Source organism: Aromatoleum sp. (genome assembly GCF_032027225.1).
Lineage (GTDB): Bacteria > Pseudomonadota > Gammaproteobacteria > Burkholderiales > Rhodocyclaceae > Aromatoleum.
The window spans coordinates 124,855-150,141 of the sequence record NZ_JAVSMM010000002.1 but is presented as its reverse complement, the minus strand read 5'-3'; the positions used below and the strand labels follow the sequence as shown (position 1 = coordinate 150,141).

General features: G+C 68.0%; 19 protein-coding genes. 14 read left to right on the top strand and 5 right to left on the bottom strand.

Going from position 1 to position 25,287, the window contains the following annotated elements:
- Window positions 1-70 precede the first annotated feature (70 nt).
- Window positions 71-673 (bottom strand): winged helix DNA-binding protein, encoded by a 603-nt coding sequence (locus tag ROZ37_RS03925; RefSeq protein WP_312657684.1) that lies wholly within the window; start codon window positions 671-673, stop codon window positions 71-73.
- 303 nt (window positions 674-976) lie between these two features.
- On the opposite strand from ROZ37_RS03925, the gene ROZ37_RS03920 reads away from it, so the two are divergent.
- From ROZ37_RS03920 to ROZ37_RS03875, 10 genes are all read left to right on the top strand, one after another.
- Window positions 977-2,182, top strand: coding sequence for a thiolase family protein (locus ROZ37_RS03920; protein ID WP_312657683.1), 1,206 nt, complete (start codon window positions 977-979; stop codon window positions 2,180-2,182).
- 50 nt (window positions 2,183-2,232) lie between these two features.
- On the top strand, window positions 2,233-4,341 hold the full coding sequence (locus tag ROZ37_RS03915) for a hydantoinase/oxoprolinase family protein (RefSeq protein ID WP_312657681.1): 2,109 nt from the start codon (window positions 2,233-2,235) through the stop codon (window positions 4,339-4,341).
- Complete coding sequence (locus tag ROZ37_RS03910; RefSeq protein ID WP_312657680.1) at window positions 4,338-6,089, top strand: hydantoinase B/oxoprolinase family protein; 1,752 nt, start codon at window positions 4,338-4,340, stop codon at window positions 6,087-6,089. The genes ROZ37_RS03915 and ROZ37_RS03910 overlap by 4 nt, the downstream gene beginning before the upstream one ends.
- The gene (locus ROZ37_RS03905) at window positions 6,086-7,726 is read left to right on the top strand and encodes an acyl-CoA mutase large subunit family protein (RefSeq protein ID WP_312657679.1); all 1,641 of its coding nucleotides are present in this window, start codon (window positions 6,086-6,088) and stop codon (window positions 7,724-7,726) included. The genes ROZ37_RS03910 and ROZ37_RS03905 overlap by 4 nt, the downstream gene beginning before the upstream one ends.
- 18 nt (window positions 7,727-7,744) lie before the next feature.
- A complete protein-coding gene (locus tag ROZ37_RS03900) occupies window positions 7,745-8,137 on the top strand; it encodes a cobalamin-dependent protein (protein ID WP_312657678.1) in 393 nt (130 codons plus the stop codon).
- A complete protein-coding gene (locus ROZ37_RS03895; RefSeq protein WP_312657676.1) occupies window positions 8,134-8,820 on the top strand; it encodes a hypothetical protein in 687 nt (228 codons plus the stop codon). The genes ROZ37_RS03900 and ROZ37_RS03895 overlap by 4 nt, the downstream gene beginning before the upstream one ends.
- Entirely contained in the window at window positions 8,817-10,370 is a 1,554-nt protein-coding gene (locus tag ROZ37_RS03890; protein ID WP_312657675.1) for a long-chain-fatty-acid--CoA ligase, read from the top strand. The genes ROZ37_RS03895 and ROZ37_RS03890 overlap by 4 nt, the downstream gene beginning before the upstream one ends.
- Window positions 10,371-10,397: 27 nt before the next feature.
- A complete protein-coding gene (locus tag ROZ37_RS03885) occupies window positions 10,398-12,155 on the top strand; it encodes an acyl-CoA dehydrogenase (protein ID WP_312657674.1) in 1,758 nt (585 codons plus the stop codon).
- A 204-nt stretch (window positions 12,156-12,359) separates the two neighbouring features.
- Window positions 12,360-14,312 carry an FAD-dependent oxidoreductase gene (locus ROZ37_RS03880; RefSeq protein WP_312657672.1) on the top strand — a complete coding sequence of 651 codons (1,953 nt, stop codon included), beginning with the start codon at window positions 12,360-12,362 and terminating at the stop codon, window positions 14,310-14,312.
- A 304-nt stretch (window positions 14,313-14,616) separates the two neighbouring features.
- Entirely contained in the window at window positions 14,617-16,152 is a 1,536-nt protein-coding gene (locus tag ROZ37_RS03875) for an AMP-binding protein (protein WP_312657670.1), read from the top strand.
- 150 nt (window positions 16,153-16,302) lie between these two features.
- Here the strand turns inward: ROZ37_RS03875 and mobB are convergent, their stop codons facing one another.
- Window positions 16,303-16,857, bottom strand: a complete 555-nt coding sequence (gene mobB, locus ROZ37_RS03870; RefSeq protein WP_312657669.1) for a molybdopterin-guanine dinucleotide biosynthesis protein B — start codon at window positions 16,855-16,857, stop codon at window positions 16,303-16,305.
- Window positions 16,858-17,140: 283 nt separating this feature from the next.
- Between mobB and ROZ37_RS03865 the strand changes: the two genes are divergently transcribed.
- Window positions 17,141-18,157, top strand: coding sequence for an AraC family transcriptional regulator (locus tag ROZ37_RS03865; protein WP_312657668.1), 1,017 nt, complete (start codon window positions 17,141-17,143; stop codon window positions 18,155-18,157).
- Window positions 18,158-18,159: 2 nt separating this feature from the next.
- Window positions 18,160-18,681, top strand: coding sequence for a MarR family winged helix-turn-helix transcriptional regulator (locus tag ROZ37_RS03860; protein ID WP_312657666.1), 522 nt, complete (start codon window positions 18,160-18,162; stop codon window positions 18,679-18,681).
- A gap of 97 nt (window positions 18,682-18,778) precedes the next feature.
- Here ROZ37_RS03860 and dctP read toward each other — a convergent pair whose 3' ends face one another.
- From dctP to ROZ37_RS03845, 3 genes are read right to left on the bottom strand one after another with little or no spacing between them, the layout of a single operon-like run.
- Window positions 18,779-19,744, bottom strand: coding sequence for a TRAP transporter substrate-binding protein DctP (dctP, locus tag ROZ37_RS03855; RefSeq protein ID WP_312657664.1), 966 nt, complete (start codon window positions 19,742-19,744; stop codon window positions 18,779-18,781).
- 54 nt (window positions 19,745-19,798) lie between these two features.
- Window positions 19,799-21,115, bottom strand: coding sequence for a TRAP transporter large permease (locus ROZ37_RS03850; protein WP_312657663.1), 1,317 nt, complete (start codon window positions 21,113-21,115; stop codon window positions 19,799-19,801).
- A 1-nt stretch (window position 21,116) separates the two neighbouring features.
- On the bottom strand, window positions 21,117-21,647 hold the full coding sequence (locus tag ROZ37_RS03845; protein WP_312657661.1) for a TRAP transporter small permease: 531 nt from the start codon (window positions 21,645-21,647) through the stop codon (window positions 21,117-21,119).
- 334 nt (window positions 21,648-21,981) lie between these two features.
- Between ROZ37_RS03845 and ROZ37_RS03840 the strand changes: the two genes are divergently transcribed.
- Both ROZ37_RS03840 and ROZ37_RS03835 read left to right on the top strand, forming a co-directional pair.
- Entirely contained in the window at window positions 21,982-24,381 is a 2,400-nt protein-coding gene (locus tag ROZ37_RS03840) for a bifunctional salicylyl-CoA 5-hydroxylase/oxidoreductase (RefSeq protein WP_312657660.1), read from the top strand.
- A 40-nt stretch (window positions 24,382-24,421) separates the two neighbouring features.
- Complete coding sequence (locus ROZ37_RS03835; protein ID WP_312657659.1) at window positions 24,422-25,234, top strand: SDR family NAD(P)-dependent oxidoreductase; 813 nt, start codon at window positions 24,422-24,424, stop codon at window positions 25,232-25,234.
- The last annotated feature ends 53 nt before the right edge of the window (window positions 25,235-25,287 follow it).

The window sequence follows — 25,287 nt, the reverse complement described above, 5'->3', positions numbered from 1 at the left end:
GCCGGCTACCGGTCGAACGCGATCCCCTTTTTCTTGTGCAGCCCGGGCGCGGACGGGCGTCCCCGCGCGTTCATTCTTCCGGCTCGCTCCTGTCCGGTTCTTTCGGCGGCGCGACCCGGCAGTACGTGGCCGAGATCCGGCTCGCTTCATCGTAGGTGCCGGTGAGCAGGCTGATCAGCTTCGCGGTGTCGTACAGCTTCTTGTCGATGTTCTCGATGTTCTTCGTCTGGTCGGTGAGCATCTCGCGGCGGATGCGCGTGTATTCGTCCAGCATCCCGGCCGCGCGCTCGGTCGCGGCGTACATCCAGATCTTGCTGTTCGCGCCCTTGATCTTGTCGACCAGGCCGAAGTTCAGCAGCTTGCGCAGGCTGTACTGCACGTTCGTGATGCCGTCCATGTTGAGCTGGCGCGCGAGCACCGCCGCGGTCTTCGGGCCGTCCTGCATGCGGATGACGTGGAGCAGCACGAGCTCGGCCGAGCTGAGCTCGCCGAGCCCGCACATGCTCCCGGCCTGCAGCATGAAGCGCAGGAAGGCCTGCTCGAAGCGCAGCACCGCCCATTCGAACTCGGTGGTCATCGCATCGTGGTGCGTGCCGCCGAGATGCCATCCCTTGTAGTAGCCCTGATCCAATTCGTCTTCCCCGGTCGGTGCTCGGTTGAGTTTCGTATCCAAAGTGCCTCGCGTGATCGATGCGTGAATGATCAATGTTCAATTGATTTTCAGAGTATCCGTCGTCGTTCGGTGCTGTCAATCGTCGGCGGAGATCCGCCCACGAGGAAACGAGACGGTCCGTAAAGAAGCGAAAAGACGAAGTGGAATGGGCGGTTCACCTTCAAAATAAAAACGATCAAAAAAGTTTCAAACATCGATTGACTTTCAATCGATGTAGGAAGAGAGTGCAGCAAAACGAGTCTGTGCGGTGCCTTCGCGGCCTTGGCTGCGGGCCAGGCAGAAGACGACAAAAGGAGGAGACACGTGGCATTCAAAGCCGAGATTCCGTACGGCGCGTACTGGAGTACCCCCTTCGCGCGCTGGCAGGGCAGCTTCGCGTCATTGCACAGCGTCGAGTTCGCTGCGCACGTGACGAAGCGCGAGCTCGCGAAGCGCAGCATTTCCCCGCAGGACTTCGATTTCGGCGTCCTCGGGCTGTCGGTGCCGCAGCGTCATGCGTTCTACGGGCTGCCGTGGCTCGCGGGGATGGCGGGCGCGCCGCAGGTGGCCGGCCCGACGGTGATGCAGGCCTGCGCCACCGGCGTGCGCTGCCTGCTGACCGCCGCGCAGGAGATCGAGAGCGGCGCCGCTTCGGTCGCGCTGACCGTCACCTGCGACCGCACGTCGAATGGTCCGCACCTCTACTACCCGAACCCGCAGGCGCCCGGCGGCACCGGCACAGCCGAAAACTGGGTGCTCGACAACTTCGGCTGCGATCCGCTCGGCGGGCACTCGATGCTCGCGACCGCGGAGAACGTCGCGTCGAAGCACGGCATCTCGACGTCGCAACAGCATGAACTCGTGCTGCGGCGCGAAGCGCAGTACCGCGACGCGCTCGCTGACGACAGCGCCTTCCTGCGGCGCTTCATGACGCTGCCGTTCGAGGTGCCGACCGCCGATTTCCGCAAGACGGCGACAACGCTCGCCGGCGACGAGGGGATCAACTGCTCGACGCCCGAAGGCCTCGCACGCCTGCGCCCGGTCGCCGCCGGCGGCAGCGTCACCTTCGGCTGCCAGACCCATCCGGCCGACGGCAATGCCGGCCTCATCGTTGCCGACGCCGCGCGCGCGAAGGCGCTTTCGACCCGCCCCGAGATCGCCGTGCGCCTGCTCGGTTTCGGCCAGGCGCGCGTGCCGCTCGCGCACATGCCGGAGGCGACGATTCCCGCCGCGCGTCGCGCGCTCGACGCCGCCGGGGTTTCGCTCGCGCAGATCGACGCGATCAAGACGCACAACCCGTTCGCCCTCAACGACATCGTGTTCGCGCGCGAAACCGGCGCCGATCTCGACAGCATGAACAACTGGGGCTGCTCGCTCGTCTGGGGCCACCCGCAGGCGCCGATGGGGACGCGCTCGGTGATCGAGCTGATCGAGGAGCTCGCGCTGCGCGGTGGCGGTTACGGCCTCTTCACCGGCTGCGCCGCCGGCGACAGCGCGATGGCCGTCGTCTTGCAGGTCGGCGACCGCTGACCGTGACCGGCCCTGCGACGGGCCGGACGAAAACCACAGGGAGGTTCCGGATGAACTATCGAATCGGCGTGGACGTCGGGGGCACGTTTACCGACTTCCTTCTCATCGACTCGGACGGCAATTCGAGCGTGTTCAAGACATCGAGCACGCCGAAGGATCCGTCGATCGGCGTACTGAACGGCCTGCGGGAGATGGCCGACTCGCTCGGGCTGGCGCTCGGCGAATTCGTCGCGCAGGTCGACCTGATCGTGCATGGCACAACCGTCACGACGAACGCGGTCCTCACCGGGCGCGGCGTCAAGACCGGGCTGCTGACGACCGCGGGCTTTCGCGACATCCTCGAGATGCGGCGCGGCTACCGCGAGGAGCTGTACAACAACAAGCTCACGCCCCCGCCGCCGCTGGTGCCGCGTGACCGGCGGCTGCCGGTCGTCGAGCGCATCAACGCCGCCGGCGAGGTCGTGACCCCGCTCGACGAGGCGTCGCTGCGCGCGGCGGTCGAAGAGCTGAAGCGCCAGGAGGTCGACGCGGTCGCGATCTGCTTCATGCACAGCTACGCGAACCCGGCGCATGAACAGGCGGCGAAGGCGATGGTCGCCGAGGTGCTGCCCGGTGCCTACCTCACCGTGTCGTCCGAGCTGCTGCCGCAGGCGCGGATGTACGAGCGCGTGTCGACCGCGGCGCTGAACAGCTACGTCGGCCCGATCCTGCGGCGCTACCTCGACGCGCTGCTCGAAAACCTGAAAGGCATCGGCTTCGACGGCGTGCTGCTGATCATGCAGTCGAACGGCGGCGTCGCGACGCCGGCCTCGACCGCGGAGCGCGCGGTGATGACGCTGCTGTCCGGCCCCGCGAGCGGCCCGACCGCCGGCATCACCTTCGCGGCGGTGCAGGGCTACGACCGCTGCATGACGGTCGATATGGGCGGCACGTCGTTCGACGCCGCGGTCGTCCAGAACGGCGTCCCGCTCCTGCGCAGCGAAGGCTGGATCAACCGCCAGCGCCTCGCGCTGCCGATGCTCGACATCCACACGATCGGCTCCGGCGGCGGCTCGATCGGCTGGATCGACGACGGCGGCCTGCTGCGCATGGGACCGCAGAGCGCGGGCGCCGATCCCGGGCCGGCCTGCTACGGCCGCGGCGGCAGCTTGCCGACCTGTACCGACGCGAGCCTCGTGCTCGGCTACCTCGATCCGGAATATTTCCTCGGCGGCCGCATGAAGCTCGACGTCGAGGCGGCACGCGCCGCGATCGACACCCACATCGCGAAGCCGCTCGGCCTCACGATCGAAGACGCGGCGGCCGGCATGTACCACCTCGTCAACGTAAACATGGCGGCCGGGCTGCGCGAGATCACCGTCAGCCGTGGCATCGACCCGCGCGAGTTCCCGCTCGTCGTCGCCGGCGGCGCCGGGCCGATCCACGGCGCGATGATCGCGCTCGAACTCGACCTGCCGGTGATCCTCGTGCCGAAGGAGTCGTCGATCTTCTGCGCCAGCGGGATGCTGCGCTCGGATTTCAAGCACAGCTACGTGCGCACCTACCACGCGCTCGCGTCGAAGGCCGATGCGCGGCTGATGACGCAGTATCTCGGCGAACTCGAGCATGAAGGGCGCGCGGTGCTGCACGACGAGAAGGTCGAGGACCGCGACCGCGTGCGCGTCGATTACGCCGCCGACATGCGTTACCTGGGCCAGCACAACGAGATCACCTGCAGCTTCGACATCATCCGCTTCGAAGCCGACGGCCTCGACTACCTGCGCGAAGTGTTCCACCGCGAGCACGACGCGCTCTACGGCTATTCGCTCGCCGGTTCGCCGACCGAGATCGAGGTCGTCAACCTGCGCGTCACCGTCGTCGGCATCACCGCGAAGCCGGCGATGAACTTCATGACGCGCGGCGACGAGAGCGCCGAGCGCTGCCGCAAGGGCACGCGCCGCGTGTATCTCGCCGGCGAACGCGCGTTCCGCGACATCCCCGTGTATGACGGCGAGGCGATGGTGTTCGGCAACATCGGCAGCGGACCGGCGCTGATCGAGCAGGTCACGACGACGACCTTCGTGTCCCCCGAGTACGACTTCGTCGTCGACCGCGCGGGCACCTTCTGTCTCTTCCACAAGGAAATCGGCCACACCTATCTGCGGAGGGTATTCGAATGACGAACGCAATCGACCCGATCCTCGTGACGGTGATTCAGCGCCGATTGAAGGCGATCACCGAGGAGATGGGGCTGGTGATGCTGCGCACCGCGCGCTCGCCGATTCTCAGCGAAGCGCGCGATTTCGTGACCGGCCTGTACGACGCGCGCGGCCAGATGATGGAGCAGACGGCCTACATCCCGATCCTCGCGTTCGCGGTGCCGCTCGGCATCAAGTACATCGTCGATTACTACGGCGACGAGCTGTACCCGGGCGACGTGATCATCCACAACGACCCCTTCACCGGCGGCAACCAGGCGGCCGACGTCAAGATCGTGCGGCCGATTTTCGCCGGCGAGCGGCTGATCGGCTTCTCGGCGATCAACGGCCACCAGGCCGACGTCGGCGGCGCGGTCGCCGGCGCGTACAACCCGGGCGCGACCGAGATCTGGCAGGAAGCGCTGCGGATCACGCCGGTCAAGCTGTACGAGAAGGGCAGGAAGCGCCAGGACGTCTGGGATCTCGTGTTCGGCAACATCCGCTTCCCGATCGTGCAGGAGGACATCCAGGCCGCGATCGGCGGCTGCGCGGTCGGCGAGCGCGAACTCGGCAAGCTCGTCGAGCGTTACGGCTGGGAGCGCTTCGACGCGCACCTGCAGCATTTGTACAACGCGACCGAGCAGCAGATGCGCGCGGAGATCGCCGCGATCCCGGACGGCACCTATCGCGGCGCCTCGACCGTGCATTACGACGGCTTCAACGACGGCTCGACGATGGACATCAAGGTCGCGGTCACGGTGAAGGGCGAGGACATCCACTTCGACTTCACCGGCACAGCGCCGCAGACGCCCGGCTACGTCAACGCGCCGCTGGGCTCGAGCATGACGTCGGTGATCCTGACGCTGCTGATGTGCCTCAAGGACCCCGGCATCCCGCAGAACGCCGGGATGGTGCGCCCGCTGACGACGCATATCCCGGAAGGCTCGATGCTGAACCCGCGCTTCCCGGCGGCGAGCACCTTCGGCAACCACCTGTCGGACCAGATCTCGGCGGCGATCTTCGACGCGCTGTCGCAGGCGCTGCCCGAGCGCGTCACCGCCGCGTGGAACCCGCTCTTCGCGATCGCCGCGGTCGGCACCAATGACCGCACCGGCCAGCCCTTCGTCGACATCCTGTTCAACGGGCTAAAGGGCGGCGGCGGCGGCACCGAAGGCGCCGACGGCTACGACCACATCGGCCTGATCGCGTGCGGCGGCGGCCTGCTCGCGCAGGACCCCGAGATGTTCGAGATGAAGGAGCCGCTGTTCCTGCACCGCTTCGAATACAAGCCGGATTCCGCGGGGCCCGGGCAGTGGCGCGGCGGTCTCGGCGTCGAGATGGAGATGGAGTTCCTCAACGACGGCAACCTGATCAGCGCGTTCGGCGACGGCATCGACGCGGGCTCGGAGGCGAAGGGCATCCTCGGCGGCGGCGCCGGCGTCCTGAACCGCGGCGAGCTGCGCTATCCGGACGGCAGCGTGCATGTGTGCCGGAGCAAGGAAGTCGTCGCCGGCATTCCGAAAGGCACGCGCTGGTACCAGCTCGCGGGCGGCGGCGGCGGTTACGGCGACCCGCGGCAGCGCCCGGCGGAACTCGTCGCACAGGAGGTTCGGTACGGCTACGTGTCCGCCGAGGCGGCCGAGCGGCATTACAGCGTCGTCGTGAATCCGGGGACGCTCGCGGTCAATCGCGAAGCGACGCAGACCTTGCGCAAGGGGGAGACGGCATGAGCGCGAAGGGAGCAGCAGCAGGAACGGCGCGCGACCACGAGGAGCAGATCTTCGAGACCGGCGCCGGCATCGACATCAACGAGATGTACCGGCCGGACGACGTCGGCGACTTCGACAGCGCGCGCGATCTCGGCGAGCCGGGCGAATTTCCCTTCACGCGCGGCCCGTATCCCGGCATGTACCGCGAGCGGATCTGGACGCGCCGTTTCCAGGTCGGCTTCGGCTCGCCGCAGGAAACCAACGAGCGCATCAAGTACCTGCACGGGCAGGGCGCGAACGGCTTCGTGATCACGATCGATCTGCCGACTTCCTACGGTTTCGACTCCGACGATCCCGTCGCCGACGGCGAAGTCGGCGTCACCGGCGTGCCGATCAGCACGCTCGAGGACATGGAGACGCTGTACGACGGCTTCGGGCCGGACGCGGTGTCGTACGCGCTGTCGATCCGGCCGCCGGTGTCGTCGGTGACGCTGGCGATGCTGGCCGCGGTCGCGGAGAAGAAGAACGTGCCGTTCGAGAAGGTGATCGGCACGCAGCAGAACGACCCCTTCTATCAGATGAGCGGCGGCCCGCTGCAGACGATCACGCAGTTCTTCCCGCTCGACGGGACGCTGCGCCTGTGCGTGGACAACATCGAGTTCATCTCGAAGAACATGCCGCGCCTGAACTGGATGGTCACGAACGGCTACAACCTGCGCGAAACCGGCGTCGATGCGATCCAGGACGGCGCGTTCTCGCTCGGCCATGCGTTCGCGATCTACCGCCGGGCGCGCGAGCGCGGCCTCGACGTGAATCTCTTTCCGCGCAAGGCGTCGTTCTTCCTCTCGTGCTCGATCGACTTCTTCGAGGAGATCGCGAAGTTTCGCGCGATGCGCCGGCTCTACGCGAAGACGATGCGCGACGAGTTCGGCGCGACCAATCCGGAATGCTGGCGTCTGCGCTTTTCGGTGCAATCGGCGGGGAACACGCTGACCCGCCAGCAACCGCAGGTGAACATCATCCGCGCGAGCGTCGAGGCGATGGCGGCGGTGTTCGGCGGCGCGCAGTCGATCCACCTGTGCTCGTACGACGAGGCGCACGGCCTGCCGACCGAGGAGTCGTCGCGCATCGCGCTGCGCACGCAGCAGGTGATCGCGTACGAAAGCGGCATCACGAAGACGATCGATCCGCTCGGCGGCTCGTGGTACGTCGAATCGCTGACGAACCGCATGGAAGCCGAGATCCGCGCGCGGCTCGAGGACATCGACCGCCGCGGCGGCATGATCGACTGCATCCGCGAAGGCTGGCTGGAGCAGCAGATCAACGGCGCGCGCATCAAGAACCAGGCCGATCTCGACAGCGGCCGGCGCACGCTGGTCGGCGTGAATCGCTTCACGATCGCGCCCGAGGACGAGACGCCGTTGCAGATCCACAAGATCAAGGCCGACGTCTGGGGTGCGCGGCGCGCCGAGTACCTGCGCGACTACCGCGCCGGCCGCGACGCCGGCAAATGGGCGGAGGCAATGGCCCGCATCGAGCTGGCGTGGAAGGCGGGCGACAACATGGTGCCGGTGCTGATGGACGCGCTGAAGAACAAGGCGACGATGGGCGAATGCCATGAAGCGATGCGCCAGGCCCAGAGCTGGTCGTTCCGCTAGGAGGGAGGAGTCATGAGCATGCAAAAACGCATTCTGCTGGCGAAGATGGGGCTCGACTGCCACGACACCGGCATCGTCACGGTCGCGCAGATCCTGCGCGACGCGGGCTACGAGGTCGTCTATCTCGGCCTGCACAACGACGCGCGGCAGGTCGTCAAGGTCGCGACCGAGGAGGACGTCGACGCGATCGGCATCAGCTTCCTGTCCGGGCAGCACATGACCCAGGTGCGGCGGCTGTTCGATGAGATGCGCCGCGCGGGACTGGCCGTCCCGGTCATCTGCGGCGGCATCATCCCCGACGAGGACGCGCGCGCGCTGCGCGAAATGGGCGTCGCCGAAGTCATACCGGCCGGCACGCTGTCGGCCGAAGTGGCGCGCCTCGTCGCCGGCTCGCTCGCGGAGCCGGCATGAACGCCGGCGCCGGGGACACCAGCTCCCGCCTGCGTCCCGACCTGACGGTGACGGCGGCCGAGCGCTGCGCGGCGGCGATCGAGGGCGGCGACACGGCCGAAGCCTTGCGCCTCCTTGCCGCCGTCGGTGACGAATGGCGGCCGCTGCATGACCTCTACGTCGAGATGTCGGGGCTGTTCGCGACCTTCATCCGCGACCGTCTCGGCGAACCGGCGGTCGAGGAGGTGTGGCGTTTCATCGGCGAGCGGCTGTGGAAGCCGCTGCTGATGCAGATCCGCGAAACCGGCGACACCGCGCAGCTGGTGCAGGTCTATGCGGGCTTCCTGCGCGCGCATGGCCACCGTTTCGGCGTGATCGAGGACGACGAGAAGACGACCTTCGTCCTCCATTACTGCGCGAGCGGCGGAATGCTGATGCGCGACGGCAAGAACGAGGATTCCCGCCGCCACCCGATCGACATCGCGGTGATCGAAAAGCGCGCGGACTGGACGTTCGATCGCCCGCTGTCGGCGTACTGCGTGCACACGCCGCTGTGGATGGACATCCTGCCGCGCGAATGGGGCTGGGACGTGTTCGAGTCACGCTTCGGCCGGCAGTTCGACGCCGACGGGCGGCCGGTCGATGAGCCCTGCGTGACGATGATCTACAAGAAGCCGCGCACGCGGCAGGAGGCCCGGCCATGACGCTCGACCGCATCGTCCGGCGCAACGCGCTGCGCTACCCGGACAAGGCCGCGCTCGTGCTCGACGCCAGCAGTTGCACTTGGCGCGAACTCGACGGCCGCGTGGATCGCGTTGCGAACGCGCTGCATGCGCGCGGGCTCGCTCGCGGCGAGCGCGTTGCCGTGCTGCTCGGCAACTGCGCGGAGTTCGTCGAGCTGTATTTCGGCCTCGCACGCGCCGGCGTGATCGCGGTGCCGGTGAATTACCGCCTGACGCCGGGCGAGCTCGCGCAGTTGCTCCGCCACGCGACGCCGTCGCTCTTCGTCGTCGGCGCCGCGTTCGCGGACAAGGCGAGCGACGTCGCGGGCTTGCTGCCCGAGCTGACGACGCGGCGCTGGATCGTCGGCGACGCGGCGCTCCCCGGCGCCGAAGCCTACGCGGACGTCGTCGCCGGAGCGTCGCCGGCGGCGGTCGCCGAGTCGGGCGATGAAGAGGACATCTTCGCGATCTTCTACACGAGCGGTACGACCGGGCTGCCGAAGGGCGCGATGGTGTCGCATCGCAACCTCGTCGCGAACGCGTTCAACCAGTTCGTCGCGGATGGCAGCCGGCACGACGACGTGAACCTCGTCGCGACGCCGCTGTACCACATGGGTGCGGTGTTCATGGCGGTCACCTACATGATGCTCGGCTGCACGCAGGTGATCCTGCCGTCGTTCGACCCCGCGCGCTGGCTCGACGCGGTCGGCCGGCGCCGCGCGAGCGTCGCGCTGCTGGTGCCGACGATGATCAACGCGATCCTCGAAAATCCGCTCCTCGCGGACGCCGACCTGTCGAGCCTGCGCCGAGTGTTCTACGGCGGCGGGCCGATGCCGCCGACGGTGCTGCGCCGCGCGCTCGAGCAGTTGCGCTGCGGCTTCACGCAGGGCTACGGCCTCACCGAAACGCTCGAAGCGACCTTCCTCGTCGCGGCGGACCATGTGGTCGACGGCGACGAGAAGCAGCGCAAGCGGCTCGCGTCCGCAGGGCGGGAGGCGGTCGACGCGGAGGTGCGCATCGTCGATGGGCACGGCCGCGACTGTGCGACCGGCGAAGTCGGCGAGGTGCTGGTGCGCAGCGCGTCGGTGATCCGCGGCTACTGGAACGTGGCGGAGGAGACCGGGAAGGCGATCCGCGACGGCTGGTTCCACACCGGCGATCTCGGCTATCTCGACGAGGACCGCTATCTCTTCGTCGTCGATCGCGTCAAGGACATGGTCATCAGCGGCGGCGTCAACATCTACTCGAAGGAGGTCGAGAGCGTGTTGTACGAGCATCCCGCGGTGCTCGAAGCGGCGGTCATCGGCCTGCCCGATGAGGCCTGGGGCGAGGCGGTGAGCGCCGCGGTCGTGCTGCGTCCGGGCATGAGCGCGTCGGCCGACGAACTCATCGCGCACTGCAAGGCGTCGCTCGCGGGCTACAAGAAGCCGCGGCACGTCGCCTTCCTCGACGAGCTGCCGAAGAACCCGAGCGGCAAGATCCTCAAACGCGAACTGCGCCGCCTCCTCGCCGTCCCCGGCGAGGTCGCGTAGATCCTCCTTCGATCCCGAGGAATTCCGATGAACGATTCCTACACCCCGCCGCTCGACGACCTGCGCTTCGTCCTCGACGACGTGCTCAATTACCGGCGGCTCTTCGCGCTCCCCGCATTTACGCACGCGGACAAGGAGCTCGCCGACGCGGTGCTCGCGGAGTCCGCGCGCTTTGCGGCCGGCGTCCTCGCGCCGGTCAATGCGGCCGGCGACGAGGAGGGCAGCCGCCTCGAAAACGGCCGCGTCGTCACGCCGCGCGGCTTTGGCGAGGCGTATTGGCGCTACGTCGACGCCGGCTGGCCCGGCCTCGACATGCCGCAGGAGTTCGGCGGCCAGGCCTTGCCGCTGACCCTGCAGGCGGCGTGCGCGGAAATGGTCAACGGCGCGTGCGTCGCGTTCGGCATGTTGCCGCTGATGGAGCGCGCGGCGACGCGGCTGCTGCTCGCGCATGCGCCGCAAGCACTCGTCGATGCGGTCGCGCCGTCGCTCGCCACCGGGAAGTGGGGCGCGACGATCTGCATCTCCGAGGCGCAGGCCGGCTCCGACGTCGGCCGCATCGCGACGCGCGCCGAGCGGCAGGCCGACGGCAGCTATCGGCTGACCGGCACGAAGATCTTCATCACCTACGGCGATCAGGATTTCACCGAGCAGATCATCCACATGGTGCTCGCCCGCATCCCCGGTGCGCCGGCCGGTACGCGCGGGCTGAGCCTCTTCGTCGTGCTGCGCCGCGAGTTGCGGGACGACGGCACGCTCGGCGCGGACAACAAGGTCGAGGTCATGCGCGTCGAGCACAAGATGGGCCTGAAGGCGTCGCCGACCTGCGTCCTGAATTTCGACGGCGCGCGCGGCGACCTCGTCGGCGAGGAAAACGCCGGGTTGAAGGCGATGTTCACGATGGTGAACACGATGCGGCTCGAAGTCGCGATGCAGGGCGTCGCGGTCGCGGGCGCGGCGACGGCGAAGGCGTTGCGCTACGCGCTCGAGCGGCCGCAGGGCGGGCGGCCGGAGGCGCCGCCGGTCGCGCTCGTCGAGCACGCCGACGTGCGGCGAATGCTGCACGTGATGCGCGCGCGCACCGAGGCGATGCGGGCGCTGGTGCTGGAAGCCGCGCTGCAGCTCGACCTCGCGCACGCCGGGCCCGAGGCGCTGCGCGCCGATGCGCTCGCGCTCGCCGAATGGCTGCTGCCGGTATGCAAGGCCTGCGGGTCCGAGGCCGGTTTCGAAGTCGCGAACCTGGCGGTGCAGGTGTTCGGCGGCCACGGCTACGTCGCCGACGCCGGCGTCGAGCAGTACGTGCGCGACAGTCGCGTGATGTCGATCTACGAAGGCGCGAACGGCATCCAGGCGCTCGACCTCGTGACGCGCAAGCTGCCGCAGGACAGCGGCAAGCGCTATCGACTTTTCGCCGCGCGCATCCGCGCGGATCTCGACCGCAGCGCGAGGCGGGAAGAGTTGCGGGAGATCCGCGACGCGCTCGCCGACGGGCTCGCGCGGCTCGACATCTGCACCGATGCGATCGCGCCGCAGGCCGCGAGCCGCGACGCCGAGGCCGGCGCGAGCGCCTACCTCGCGCTGGTCGGCCTCGTCGCGGGTGGCTGGATGTGGCTGCGGATGGCCGCCGTGGCGACGGACGATACGCCGGCGCACGAGGCGAAGCGCGGGCTCGCCCGGTTCTACGCCGACTACCTGATGCCCGAAGCGCTCACGCTGCAGCGCCGCGCGCTCGTCGGCGCGGCGTGCCTCGACGCGCTCGACGCCGAAACGCTCACGGCGCTCGGGTGAACGAGCCGTGTCGGCGTCGGACGGCCGTGGCGAGGCAGCGCGGTTAGCAAAACAGGACAGTTGCTGGGCCGGCAGCCGATCACCGTTCGGGCTGAGCTTGTCGAAGCCCACCCGCTGCTCGTCGACCGGCACTGGGCGGTCGGAAGCAACTGGTTGCCAAGTCATACAAGAAAGAACAGACGCGTCACCACGAGGAGGAGGTTCATGGACATGAGATATCCGAAGCTGTTTGCCCCGGGCCGGATCGGCACGCTCGATCTCCCGAACCGCGTCATCAAGGCGCCGACCTCGACCGGCATGAGCAATATCGACGGCTCGGTGTCGGAGCGGCTGATCCGCCACTACCGCGAGGTCGCGAAGGGCGGCACCGGGCTGATCATCGCCGAGTACGCGTACGTCGATGACATCGCGGCCAAGTCGGCGCATTGCCAGCTCGGCATCAGCAGCGACGAGCACATCTCGGGCCTCACGCTGCTCGCGGAGACGATCAAGGACCAGGGCGCGCGCGCCGGCATCCAGATCGAGCATTGCGGGCGGCAGAAATTCCTCGGCACGCCGCCGATCAAGGCCGCGTCCGCGGTGCCGTGGCTGGCGCTGAAGGCGAGGAGCGGCGACAAGGCGATCCCCCAGCAGCTGTCGATCGACGAGATCGCGCAGATCGTCGAGGCGTTCGGCGACGCGGCGCGGCGAGCGGTCGCGGCCGGCTTCGACCTCGTCGAGATCCACGGCGCGCACGGCTACCTGATCACGAACTTCCTGTCGCCGCACACGAACAAGCGCACCGACCGCTACGGCGGCTCGTTCGAGAACCGCACGCGACTGCTCGTCGAGATCATCAGGAACGCACGCGCGAAGATCGGTCGCGACTTCCCGCTGACCCTGCGCCTGAGCGGCACCGACTACGAGCCGGACGGCTTCGGCATCGACGAGACGATCGAGGTCGCGAAGATCGCCGAATCGCTGGGCATCGACGCCATCCACGTCTCGGGCGGCGACCACCACCAGATGATTCATCAGGTCAGCCCGATGTCGGTCCCGCGGCTGCATAACGTCTGGGCGGCCGAGGCGGTGCGCGGCGCCGTCGGCGTCCCGGTCATCGCGTCGGGCTCGATCACGCTTCCGGACTTCGCCGAGGAGATCCTCGCCACCAGCAAGGGCGACTTCATCTCGCTGGGTCGCCCGCTGTGGGCGGACCCGGAATGGTCGAACAAGGCGCGCGAAGGCCGGCAAGAGGACATCCGGCCGTGCATCCGCTGCAACGACGGCTGTCTCGACCGCACCTTCTTCCGTTTCCGAGCGGTCGGCTGTTCGGTCAATCCCGAGATCGGGCGCGAGGGCGACCTGAAGGTGACGCCCGCGCCGCAAGCGAAGAAGGTCGTCGTCGTCGGCGGCGGTGTCGCCGGCATGGAGGCGGCGCGCGTCGCCGCGCTGCGCGGGCATCGCGTGACGCTGTTCGAGAAGCGCAGCCTCGGCGGGGTGCTGTTCGAAGGCTCGGTCGCCGAGTTCAAGTCGGATCTGCGCTTCCTGAATGACTATCTCGCGACGCAGATGACGAAGCTCGGCATCGAAGTCGTGCCGCGCCGTGCCGTAGCCGACGACATCGTCGCCGGCGGCTTCGATGCGGCCGTCGTCGCGACCGGGGGGCAGGCGTCGGCACCGCCGATCCCCGGCATCGACGGGCCGTGCGTGATGGACGCGATCGACGTCTTCAACGGCGGCGCGACGCCCGGGCAGCGCGTGATTGTGCTCGGCGGCGGCGAGACCGCGGTCGAGGTCGCGTTGCACCTGCAGCGGGAAGGCCGCGACGTGACCATCGTGCACCGGCGTGACGAGCTGATGGCGCGCGACTGCACGATCACCGACAAGATCTCGTACGGCGAGATGCTCGCCGCGGCCGGCGTCGAGATCGTCACCGGGCTGCAGGTCACCGAGGTTTCGGGCGGCAGCGTCACCGCCGCGGACCGCAACGGCAAGCCGCGCCATTTCGAAGCCGATTCGGTCGTCACCGCGCTCGGCTACGGTCCGAACCGCGACGGTCTTGCGGAGGCGCTGCGGGCGGCCGGCGGCATCGACGTCTACGAGGCCGGCGACTGCGTGCGCACCGCGAAGGTCTACGACGCGATCCACGCGGGCTACAGGGTGGGCTGCCGGATTTGACCGGGTATCGCGCCGGAGCGTTGGTGGAGTGGGTGCGCGCCGTCCAGGCGAAGCGCGCGCCGCACCCGGGTGCCCGCCTCCCCGTCGAGGGGGGCGCGGGTGCGGCCGGGTTTCGGGAGAATGGCGCACGCTGCGCTTGGAACCCCGGAGGCCCGCTTCGAGCTCGCTTTGAACCCCGTCCGGAGCCCCCGCTTCGAGCCCCTTTCGTCCTTCCCGCAGGGGAAGAAACCCGGCGAGCGGCTGCCCGCACGTTTAGCACGCGTCGCCGTGCCGGAGCCCCGGCGGCGTCGCCCGAGGAGGAGAGATGTCCAAGCTGCCCACCGTGTATCCGAGCGTCGTGCATATGCTCGCCCACGCGGCCGAGCGCGTCCCCGATCAGGACGCGATCGTCTGCGGTGACGAGCGCCTGACCTACCGCGAATACCTCCGCTGCGTCGCGTGGTTCGCCGACGAGCTCGTCGCGCTCGGCGCCGCGCGACAACGCGTCGGCTTCGTCCTTGGCAACTCCGCGGACATCTGCATCGCGATGTTCGCCGCGCACGCCGCGCTCGCGCAGGCGGCGCCGTTCAACCCGATGTACACCGCCCGCGAACTGCGCGCGCTGTTCGAGGACGCCGACCTGCAGGTCGTGATCTACGACGAGGACAAGCGCGACGTCGTCGAGCCGATCCTCGACGCGCTGCGCATTCCGCATCGCATCTGCATCGGAGCGAACGCCCGGCGCCTGACTGCTTGGCGCGACGCCGCCGACCGCGCGCTGCCTCAACCGCTGCCGTCGGGCGACGATCTTGCGACGCTGCAGTACACCGGCGGCACGACCGGCCGCGCGAAGGGCGTGAACCTGCGCCACGGCGCCGTCGCGACCAATGTCAGCCAGCGCGAGGCGCTGCTGCCGACACGCAAGGATTGCGAGCGGCTGCTGTGCGTGATGCCGCTGTTCCACATCTACGCGGTCGCGATGTGCCTGCACAACATGGCCTACGCCGGCGGCACGCTCGTGATCGTGCCGCGCTACACGCCGGACGCGGTGTTCGATCTCCTCGCGCACGAGCGCATCACGATCATCGCCGGCAGCCCGACGCTGTTCACGAGCCTGCTCGCGCACCCGCGCTTCGCCAGTGCGGATTTCTCCGAACTGTCCCTGTCGTATTCCGGCTCGGCCGCGCTGCCCGAGGAACTGCTGCGGCGCTGGGAAAGCGCGACCGGCGCGCCGGTGCTCGAAGGCTATGGCCAGTCGGAAACCGGTCCGGTGCTGAGCTTCAACCCGCTCGACGGCGTGCGCAAGTCGGGTTCGGTCGGCCAGCCGCTGCCGTACACCGAAATCGAGATCGTCGACCTCGACCGCGGTGCGCAGCCGCTCGGCGTCGGCGAAAAGGGCGAAATCCGCGTCCGCGGGCCGCAGATCATGTCGGGTTACCGCAACCTGCCCGACGAGACCGCGGCGACGATCCGCGGCGGCTGGTTGTATACCGGCGACGTCGGCGAATTCGACGACGACGGCTACCTGTACATCCGCGACCGCAAGAAGGAGATGGCGAAAGTCTCCGGCTTCAACGTGTTCCCGCGCGAGATCGAGGAAGTGCTGTACCTGCATCCGGCGGTGCGCGAAGCGGCGGTCGTCGCGGTGCCCGACGCGTATCGCGGCGAAGTCGTGCGCGCCTTTGTCGCGCTGCGCCCAGGCGATGCGGCGGGCGCCGAGCAACTGATCGAGCATTGCCGCGCGAATCTCGCGAAATACAAGATCCCGGCGCAGATCTCGGTTGTCGAGGAGCTGCCGAAGACCGCGGTCGGGAAGATCGACAAGAACCGGCTGCGGCAGGGCGAGCCGGTGCGAAGCTGAGCGCTCAAAGTGCGAATATTTCCGATCGCCCGGTCCCGAGCCGCATGCCGCGCAGCTTCCGTCGCGTGTGCTGCGCTTCGGCGCAAAGGGTCGGTCTGCCCTGCGGTCCGCGCCGTTCGGCGTCAGCGCAACAACGTGGTCGCGCCCCGGCTAGCGATTGCTCGCCGGATTTCCGCGGCTTTTTCCGGACGCCGCGCCGGATTGCGGCCTGCGTCGCAGTGCGAGGTAGCGGCAGATGAAGTGCGCGATCGCGTCGTAATCGTCGAGACTGAAGGTGCGCAGATGCGTGTCCTCGTCACGATCGCTCGCGACCGCGACGACCCACGGGTCGGTGCGGTGCTGTGCCGGGCCGGGTCCTGCGGTCCGCCGCACTTCCATCTTGGGCAGGGGCGCGTGCCGGTAGCCTTCGACGAGCACCAGGTCGCATGGCGCGAGCATGCGGACGAGGCCGTCGAGGTCGGGTTCGCCGGCGTCGCGCAACTCGCGCATCAGCGCCACGCGTTTGCGCGACGAAACGAGCACTTCGCCGCACCCGTCCCTGACGCCGCTCCACGAATCGTTGCCCGGCTGCGCGAGCTGGAAGTCGTGCTCGGTGTGTCGGATCAGCGACACGCGCAGGCCGTCGTCGACGAGGCGTGGAACGACCCCCTCGATCAGCGTCGCCTGTTCCGCCACGCTCGACCCGGCAAAACCGAAAACTTTCATTTGCTTTCCCCCTGTCACGCCGGTGGGAGCAGAGTAGGGGGCGCGGCGCGGATCGCCTATCCACTTAATGAAGCGCCTATCCGTGCGCTGCACGTTCCTGCCGGCATTCCGGACGGGGCGCATGCCGAGGGCAAGTGCCGCAGTCGCGTCCAGCGGTCGGCGAGCAGTGCGTGAGGCGAAACGAGAAAAATGTTTGCAGGAGGGTGACAAGCGAGTTGATTTAAGCGTAATTTATTTAGATATAAAAAACCTGCCTAGAAGCAGGATATCCCGGAGGAGCGTCGTGGAGACACAACATCGTTTCGGAGCCGGTGCGTCCGGCCCCGTGCTGGCCAATTCCCTTTTATTCCGGACGTCGGATCTCGACGAGGCGCGCGATCGCGTCTCGCGCGTGTTCTGTTCGCACCGGCTGCAGGTCGTCGGCGAGCGCCGGCAGATCGGCGCCGAGATGTATTACCGCAAGATCCGCGGCATCGGTGTCGGCCGCATGCGCTACGGCGCGAGCGTCGAGATCGAGCCGGGCCGGCTCGAGGACTTCGCGCTGATCCAGATGCCGATCTGCGGCTCGGAAGTCATCGAGCACGGCGGGGAGACCGTGCACTCGACGCCGGACGTCGCGTCGGTGCTGAGCCCGACGCTGCCGCTGAGCATGCGGCACGGTGTCGACACCGAGAAGCTCCTGATCAGGATCGACCGCGACACGCTCGAACGGCACTGTCGCCAGCACCTCGGCGGCGACCTGCGCCAGCCGGTCGAATTCCGCCCGCGCATGTCGCTGACCGATCCGCGCAGTCTGTCCTGGGTGCGGCTGATGAACTGGCTCTGCGAGGAAGTCGGCCACGAGCGTGCGGACGAGGAAACGATCCTCGACTCGCCGCTGTTCTCCGCGCAGATCGAACAGATGGTCATCGCGACCCTGCTGCTCGCGCAGCCGCACAACTACTCGGCGCGTCTGGAGGACGAGGGGCCGTCGGTTGCGCCGCATTTCGTCAAGCGCGTCGAAAGGCTGATCGACGAGAAGGCGCACGAGCCGCTGACGATCGGGGATCTGTCGGAGCACGCCGGCGTCAGCACGCGCTCGCTGTTCTCGGGCTTCCGCAAGTACCGCAACACGACGCCGATGCAGTACCTCAAGGACGTGCGGCTGAAGAGGGTCCGCGACGAGCTGCTGAAGGCTGCGCCCGATGCGGCGACGGTGACGGGCGTCGCGATGCGCTGGGGGTTCAGCCATCTCGGCCATTTCACCGTCGACTACAAGCGCGCTTTCGGCGAGAGCCCGTCCGTGACGCTGCATCGCTGACCATGGAGCAGATCGCCGGCGGGCCCCAAACGGTGTCGGATCGCGACGCGGACGTCGACGAGGCGGCGGATCATCCGCGCTTCATCGACGGCTATCTCGCGTATCTGCTCGCGCAAGCGAGCAGCCGGATCTCCCGCGAGTTCCATCGCGAGGTGACGGCGGCGGGCCTGTCGGTGACCGAGTGGCGCGTGCTCGCGAGCCTCGCCGGCAGCGACGGAGAAAGCATCAGCGCGCTCAGCCAGCTGGCGCTGACGAAGCAGCCGACGCTGAGCAAGGTCGTGCAGCGCATGGAGGCGGACGGCCTGGTCGAGCGCACGCGGGTGCGCTCCGATCGCCGGCAGACGGTCGTCCGCACGACGCCGAAAGGCCGCCGGCTCGCATCGATGTTGTGCGAGCGGGCGCTGCGGCATCAGCAAGCGGTGCTCGGACCTTTCGGCGCCGACAACGCGCGGATGCTGCTGGCGATGCTGCGCGAACTGCTCGCGCTGCACCCGCCGTCGCCGCCCGAAGACGGTGACGACTAGCCGGGTAAATCAAATGCCGTTCGGGCTCGAACGGCTGCGATGAATTGCCGGTTCGATCAGGCCGGCGGGCCGTGGTGAGGCCCGCCGGACGCCGCTTTCAGCGGCCGTTGCCGAACAGCTCGCGCAGCTTCGCGACGTGCTGCGGGCTCGCCTGCTCGATGCCTTTCCAGCCGGCGTCGTACGCGCGGGCGCGGAACGCGTCGGCCTGGGCCGCCGGGACGGCGATGCTTTCGATCTTCGCGCCGGCCTGGCGCGCTTTCTCGGCCTCGGCCGCTTTCAGGTCCTTGACGTTCTCGGACTCGACCCACGCGATCTGCTTGTCGAGGAACGCGCGCTGCGCGTCGTCGAGCTTCTTCCACGTGTTCTGGTTCATGTAAAAGCCGACCTCGACGTTGTAGAAGCCCGGCTCGACGCGGTACTTCGTCTTCTCCTGCCAGCCGAGATCGAAGATGCCGACCGACGGCCAGCCGTAGCCGTCGACGACGCCGCGTTCGAGCGCGGTGAACACTTCGCCGGGCGGCACCTGCAGCGGCGTTGCGCCGAGCGACTGGAAGAACCCGCGGTACACCGGCACGCTGCGCAGCTTCATGCCGGCGAAATTGCCGCCGTCCACCTTCTTGTTCGTGTAGATGTGGTACTGCAGGCCCTCGGATACGCGCGCGAGCCACACCATGTTCGCCTTTTCGCGATGGATGCGGTCGAGCAGCGCGTGGCCGCCGTTCGCGCGCAGCTCCGCCATCGGCTTCTCCGCGAGCGAGCCGGCGATCGCTTCGGGGACGAGGTTCGCGTGGAACACGCCGGTCGTGTTCGCGAAGTCGACGACGCCGGTGCGCAGCGCGTTGCCGACTTCGAGCGGCGGGATCGCTTCGGGGCCGCCAACGACCTGAATCTTCATGATCCCTTTGCCTTCGGCATTGACCTTGTCGACGAAGGTCTTGAAGCGCTGGTTGAAGAAGGTGTCGTGGCCGAACGCGCTGACGGCCTTCAGCGTGATTTCGGCGGCATTCGCGCCGGAACCGAGCAGCGCGATCAGCGCGGCGACGGCGAGTTTGCGGGGGCGCATCTTCATCTCCTCATTCTCCATCTCGTTATGGTGCTGCGGGGGTGAAACGCGAAACTACTGCATCAGTCGCGGCAGGCCGACGGCGAGCCACGGCAGTGCGACGATCAGGGCGAGCACGGCAACCTCGATCGCGACGAACGGTGCGGCGGCGGCGTAGATCTGGCGCAACTGGATCGGCGGCGGCGCGACCGACTGCATGACCATCAGCAGCAGGCCGAACGGCGGGGTCAGCAGGCCGAGTTCCATCGCGACGAGCATCAGCACGCCGAGCCACACCGGATCGATGCCGGCGGCGTTGGCGAGCGGCATGAAGAACGGCAGCGTGATCATCATCATGCTGATCTGGTCGATGACGCAGCCGAGCACGAGCAGGATCGCGAGCATGCCGAGAACGAGCATCAGCGGCGAGAGCTCGAGCGCGTTGATCAATCCGAGCGCGCCGCTGGTCGCGCCCGAGAAGCTCAGGATCTGCGCGAACGTCGTCGAGGCGACGAGCACGAACAGGATCACGACCGACACGCGCGCGGTCTCGATCAGCGATTTCTTCAGCGCGGCGAAGCTGAGCGCGCCATAGCACGCGGTGGCGATCACCGACGCGACGGCGCCGATCGCCGCCGATTCCGTGGGGGACGCCCAGCCGACGAGCATGCTGCCGACGACCGCAGCGAAGATCGAGAACAGCGGCACGACGTCGCGCAGGAACGGCTTCCAGCGCGTCCAGGCGTCGGGGGAGACGGGCGCGTCGTCGACCGGCGCGAGCTGCGGGTCGATGCGGCAGCGGATCATCACGTACGCGAGAAAGCAGCCGGCCATCACGAGACCCGGCAGGATGCCGCCGATCAGGAGCTGCGCGATCGAGATGCCGGCCAGGCTGCCGAGCATCACCGCCAGCGCCGACGGCGGAATCAGCATCGCGATGCCGCCGACGGCCATGATCGGGCCCATCGCCAGCGTCGGGTGATAGCCGCGGCGCAACATTTCGGGAAGCATCACGCCGCCCATCATCGCGGTGTTCGCGATCGTCGAGCCCGACAGCGCGGCGAACGTCGTGCCGCCGAGCACTGACACGACCGACAGCCGCCCGGGAAGCCTTGCAATCAGCCGCTCGATCGCCTCGATGGCGCGGAATGCGAGCCCGGTGTGGAACAGAACTTCGCCCATCAGCACGAACAGCGGGATCGGTGTCAGCGAGAAGCTCGTCACCGAGCCGACCGAGTTGCGCACGAGCTGCGCGAGGCCGGCTTCGCCGCCGAGGAACACCCAGGCGCCGACGAGATTGACGCCGAGGAAGGTGAAAGCGACCGGGAGGCCGAGTGCCATCAGCCCGAACATCAGTCCGAGCATCAGCGCGAGTGCCGAATACCATTCCATCTCAGCACTCCTCCCGCCAGGCGCCGGTTGCGGCGCGGCGCGCGAATTCGACCGCGAGCAGCGCGCACGAGAACGCCATCGGCAGGTTCAGCCACCATTCGGGGAACACCAGCACCTTGAACACGAGGCTGCCCTGCTCGGCGGTGTCGAGCGTGACGGCCACCGACTGCCACGCGAGCACCGCGCAGACCACGAAGCACGCGAGGTCGGAGGCGAGCCCGACGAACCGCCGCGCCGGCGCCGACAGCGCACGGACGACGACATCGACGCGGATGTGATCGCCGAGGTAAAGCAGCCACGGTGCCGCGACGAAGGTGGCGATCATCAGGATGTACTCGGTCGCCTCCACGCTCCACGCGATCGATCCGAGGCCGAGGTTGCGCATCAGCACGTCGGCGCAGACGAGCAGCGCCATGGCGCCGAACAGCGCCGCGGCGACCGCGCCGCAGGCGCTCATGAACCTGTGATAGCTGCGCCGGACGGGCGACCGGAATGAAACCGAGGGATCGAGCGTTGCCTGCTGCAAAGCCATTGAGGTCTCCAGAAGTGGTCGCGTGAAAAAATATATCAAGTCTAAAATATCAGGTCACGGATTTTCTTTTTGCCCGCACTTCAGGAGCGAAGCATCTGCGGCTCCCGCATCTCCGGCCCGGGCCGCGCGCCCTCCACCTCCCCCAGATGGGGGGGTGAAAGTGCCCGGCGGGGTGAGTAAATACAGCCGTCAGCACGCGTCGCCTTCGACAGACCGCCGCGGCGGTATCGGTGGGTCGACGTTTGACTTAATAGTTTAAGTGTGAAATATTCGACGCTAAAGAAGAAAGCCGCTCCGGCCAGCCGCCGGGGCGCTCATACAGAGGAGACCTGAGATGACACAACCCCCACGCTCACTTCGTTCGCTGCCCCCCGAGGGGGCGCAGGCCTCCCTTGGGACGACCCGGCGGGAGGCCATGCGCATCGTCTGTATCGGCGGCGGCCCGGCGGGCCTGTATTTCGCGATCCTGATGAAGAAGCTGAACCCGGCGCACGAGATCCGCGTGATCGAGCGCAACAAGCCGTACGACACGTTCGGCTGGGGCGTCGTGTTCTCCGACGCCACTATGGACAACATGCGCGAATGGGATCCGGTCACCGCGGATGCGGTCCAGGTGGCGTTCAACCACTGGGACGACATCGAGCTGCATTTCGACGGCAGGACGATCCGCAGCGGCGGCCACGGCTTCGTGGGCATCGGCCGCAAGAACATGCTGAACATCCTGCAGGCGCGCTGCGAGGAGCTCGGCGTCGAGCTGGTGTTCGAGCAAGACGTCGAGTCCGACAGCGAATTTCCCGACGCCGACCTGATCATCGCGTCCGACGGCATCAACTCGCGCATCCGCACGAAATACGCCGAAGTGTTCAAGCCCGACATCGTCACGCGGCCGAACCGCTACATCTGGCTCGGGACGAACAAGCTCTTCGACGCCTTCACGTTCTTTTTCGAGAAGACCGAGCACGGCTGGTTTCAGGCGCACGTCTACAAGTTCGATGACAACACGACAACCTTCATCGTCGAGTGCCCCGAACACGTGTGGCTAGCGCACGGCCTCGACAAGGCCGACCAGGAAGAGTCGATCGAATTCTGCGAGAAGCTTTTCGGCAAGTATCTCGACGGCCACCCGCTGATGACGAACGCGCGCCACCTGCGCGGCTCGGCGTGGCTGAATTTCCAGCGCGTCAAATGCGAGCAGTGGCATCACTACAACGGCCGCAGCCACGTCGTACTGATGGGCGACGCGGTGCACACCGCGCACTTCGCGATCGGCTCGGGCACCAAGCTCGCGCTCGAGGACGCGATCGAGCTGACGCGGCTCTTCAAGGAGCAGGGCGACTCGCGCGAGCAGATCCCGGCGGTGCTCGCGCGCTATCAGGAAGTGCGCAACATCGACGTGCTGCGGCTGCAGAACGCCGCGTGGAACGCGATGGAATGGTTCGAGGTCTGCGACGCGCGCTACTGCGATACGCTCGAACCGGAGCAGTTCATGTACTCGATGCTGACGCGCTCGCAGCGCATCTCGCACGAGAACCTGCGGCTGCGCGACGCGAAGTGGCTCGAAGGCTACGAGCGCTGGTTCGCGCGCAAGGCCGGCGTGCCGGTCAAGGACGACGAAGTGCCGCCGCCGCCGATGTTCACGCCGTTCAAGCTGCGCGGCCTGACCGTCCCGAACCGCATCATGATGTCGCCGATGGCGATGTACTCGGCCGACGACGGCGTCGCCGGCGACTTCCACCTCGTGCATTTCGGCTCGCGCGCGCTCGGCGGCGCGGGGCTGCTCTACACCGAGATGACCTGCGTGTCGCCGGACGCGCGTATCACGCCGGGATGCGCCGGCATGTACAAGCCCGAACACGTCAATGCGTGGGCGCGCATCGTCGATTTCGTCCATTTCAACTCGAGCGCGAAGATGGGCATCCAGCTCGGTCACGCCGGTCGCAAGGGTGCGACCAAGCGCGCCTGGGAAGGGATCGACCAGCCGCTCGAATCCGGCGCGTGGGACCTGATCTCGGCGTCGCCGCTGCCCTACCTGCCGCATTCGCAAGTGCCGCGCGAGATGACGCGCGACGACATGGACCGCGTGCGCGACGACTTCGTCCGCTCGACGAAGATGGCCGCCGAAGCCGGCTTCGACATCCTCGAACTGCACTGCGCGCACGGCTACCTGTTGTCGAGCTTCCTGTCGCCGCTGACCAACCGGCGCAAGGACGAGTACGGCGGCGACGTCGCGAAGCGCGCCCGCTATCCGCTCGAAGTGTTCCGCGCGATGCGCGCGGTGTGGCCGGCCGACCGCCCGATGTCGGTGCGCCTGTCGTGCCACGACTGGTTCCCGGGCGGTAACACCGCCGACGAAGCGGTCGAGATCGCGCGGCTCTTCAAGGAAGCCGGCGCCGACATCATCGACTGCTCGTCGGGTCAGGTGTGGAAGGGCGAGCAGCCGGTGTACGGGCGGATGTTCCAGACGCCGTTCGCCGATCGCATCCGCAACGAAGTCGGCATCCCGACGGTCGCCGTCGGCGCGATCTTCGAGGCCGACCACGCGAACAGCATCGTCGCCGCGGGCCGCTCCGACCTGTGCGCGGTCGCGCGTCCGCATCTCGCCGACCCGGCCTGGACCTTGCACGAGGCGGCGAAGATCGGCTTCGGCGACGTCGCGTGGCCGAAGCAGTACCAGTCCGGCCGCAGCCAGTACGAGACGAACCTGAAGCGCAGCTTCACGACGCCGGGCAAGTGAGCCGGCGGCTCGAGTTGAACGAAGAATCGGGACAGAGCGCATGAACGCCACCTCCGACAACAACAGAGAGAACGCCGGCGCGCCGCTCGCCGGCCGCCACGCGGTCGTCACCGGCGCCGGCAGCGGCATCGGCGCGGCGATCGCGGTCGAGCTGGCGCGGCTCGGCGCGACGCTGACGCTCGTCGGGCGACGCGCCACACCGCTCGAAGCGACCTGCGAGCGGCTCGCCGGCGGCGGCCACGGCATCGCGGTCGCCGACGTGACCGACCACGCCGCGGTGCACGAGGCCTTCGACGCCGCAGCCGCGGAGCGCGGGCCGATCGCGATCCTCGTCAACAACGCCGGCGCGGCGAAGAGCGCGCCGTTCGGCAAGACCGATCCGGAGATGTGGAACGAGATGCTGACGGTGAACCTCACCGGCCCGTACAACTGCACGCAGGCGGTCCTCGCGGGAATGCAGGCTGCGCACTGGGGACGCATCGTCAACGTCGCGAGCACCGCCGGCCTCGCCGGCTATGCGTACGTCGCGGCTTACTGCGCCGCGAAGCACGGTCTCGTCGGCTTCACGCGCGCGCTCGCGCTCGAAGTCGCGAAGCAGGGGATCACCGTCAACGCGGTCTGCCCCGGCTACACCGACACGCCGCTGATCGAAGGCGCCGTCGGCAACATCGTCGCGAAGACCGGACGCAGCAGCGACGACGCCAAGGCGGCGCTCGCGATGACGAATCCGCAAGGCCGCCTCGTGCAGCCCGACGACGTCGCGCGCACCGTCGGCTGGCTGTGCCTGCCCGGCAGCGACGCGATCCACGGCCAGTCGATCCCGGTCGCCGGCGGCGAAGTGATGTGCGGCTGAATCGCCGGGAAGGGAGGAGAGCGCCCATGACCGAGCTTTCGATGCACGCAGCC

Bases quoted from the DNA above. Each gene is read 5' to 3' on its own strand.
- ROZ37_RS03915 (WP_312657681.1), top strand. From the start codon at position 2,233: ATGAACTATCGAATCGGCGTGGACGTCGGGGGCACGTTTACCGACTTC.
- ROZ37_RS03910 (WP_312657680.1), top strand. From the start codon at position 4,338: ATGACGAACGCAATCGACCCGATCCTCGTGACGGTGATTCAGCGCCGA.
- ROZ37_RS03905 (WP_312657679.1), top strand. From the start codon at position 6,086: ATGAGCGCGAAGGGAGCAGCAGCAGGAACGGCGCGCGACCACGAGGAG.
- ROZ37_RS03900 (WP_312657678.1), top strand. From the start codon at position 7,745: ATGCAAAAACGCATTCTGCTGGCGAAGATGGGGCTCGACTGCCACGAC.
- ROZ37_RS03895 (WP_312657676.1), top strand. From the start codon at position 8,134: ATGAACGCCGGCGCCGGGGACACCAGCTCCCGCCTGCGTCCCGACCTG.
- ROZ37_RS03890 (WP_312657675.1), top strand. From the start codon at position 8,817: ATGACGCTCGACCGCATCGTCCGGCGCAACGCGCTGCGCTACCCGGAC.
- ROZ37_RS03885 (WP_312657674.1), top strand. From the start codon at position 10,398: ATGAACGATTCCTACACCCCGCCGCTCGACGACCTGCGCTTCGTCCTC.
- ROZ37_RS03880 (WP_312657672.1), top strand. From the start codon at position 12,360: ATGGACATGAGATATCCGAAGCTGTTTGCCCCGGGCCGGATCGGCACG.
- ROZ37_RS03875 (WP_312657670.1), top strand. From the start codon at position 14,617: ATGTCCAAGCTGCCCACCGTGTATCCGAGCGTCGTGCATATGCTCGCC.
- mobB (WP_312657669.1), bottom strand. From the start codon at position 16,857: ATGAAAGTTTTCGGTTTTGCCGGGTCGAGCGTGGCGGAACAGGCGACG.
- ROZ37_RS03860 (WP_312657666.1), top strand. From the start codon at position 18,160: ATGGAGCAGATCGCCGGCGGGCCCCAAACGGTGTCGGATCGCGACGCG.
- dctP (WP_312657664.1), bottom strand. From the start codon at position 19,744: ATGCGCCCCCGCAAACTCGCCGTCGCCGCGCTGATCGCGCTGCTCGGT.
- ROZ37_RS03850 (WP_312657663.1), bottom strand. From the start codon at position 21,115: ATGGAATGGTATTCGGCACTCGCGCTGATGCTCGGACTGATGTTCGGG.
- ROZ37_RS03845 (WP_312657661.1), bottom strand. From the start codon at position 21,647: ATGGCTTTGCAGCAGGCAACGCTCGATCCCTCGGTTTCATTCCGGTCG.
- ROZ37_RS03840 (WP_312657660.1), top strand. From the start codon at position 21,982: ATGACACAACCCCCACGCTCACTTCGTTCGCTGCCCCCCGAGGGGGCG.
- ROZ37_RS03835 (WP_312657659.1), top strand. From the start codon at position 24,422: ATGAACGCCACCTCCGACAACAACAGAGAGAACGCCGGCGCGCCGCTC.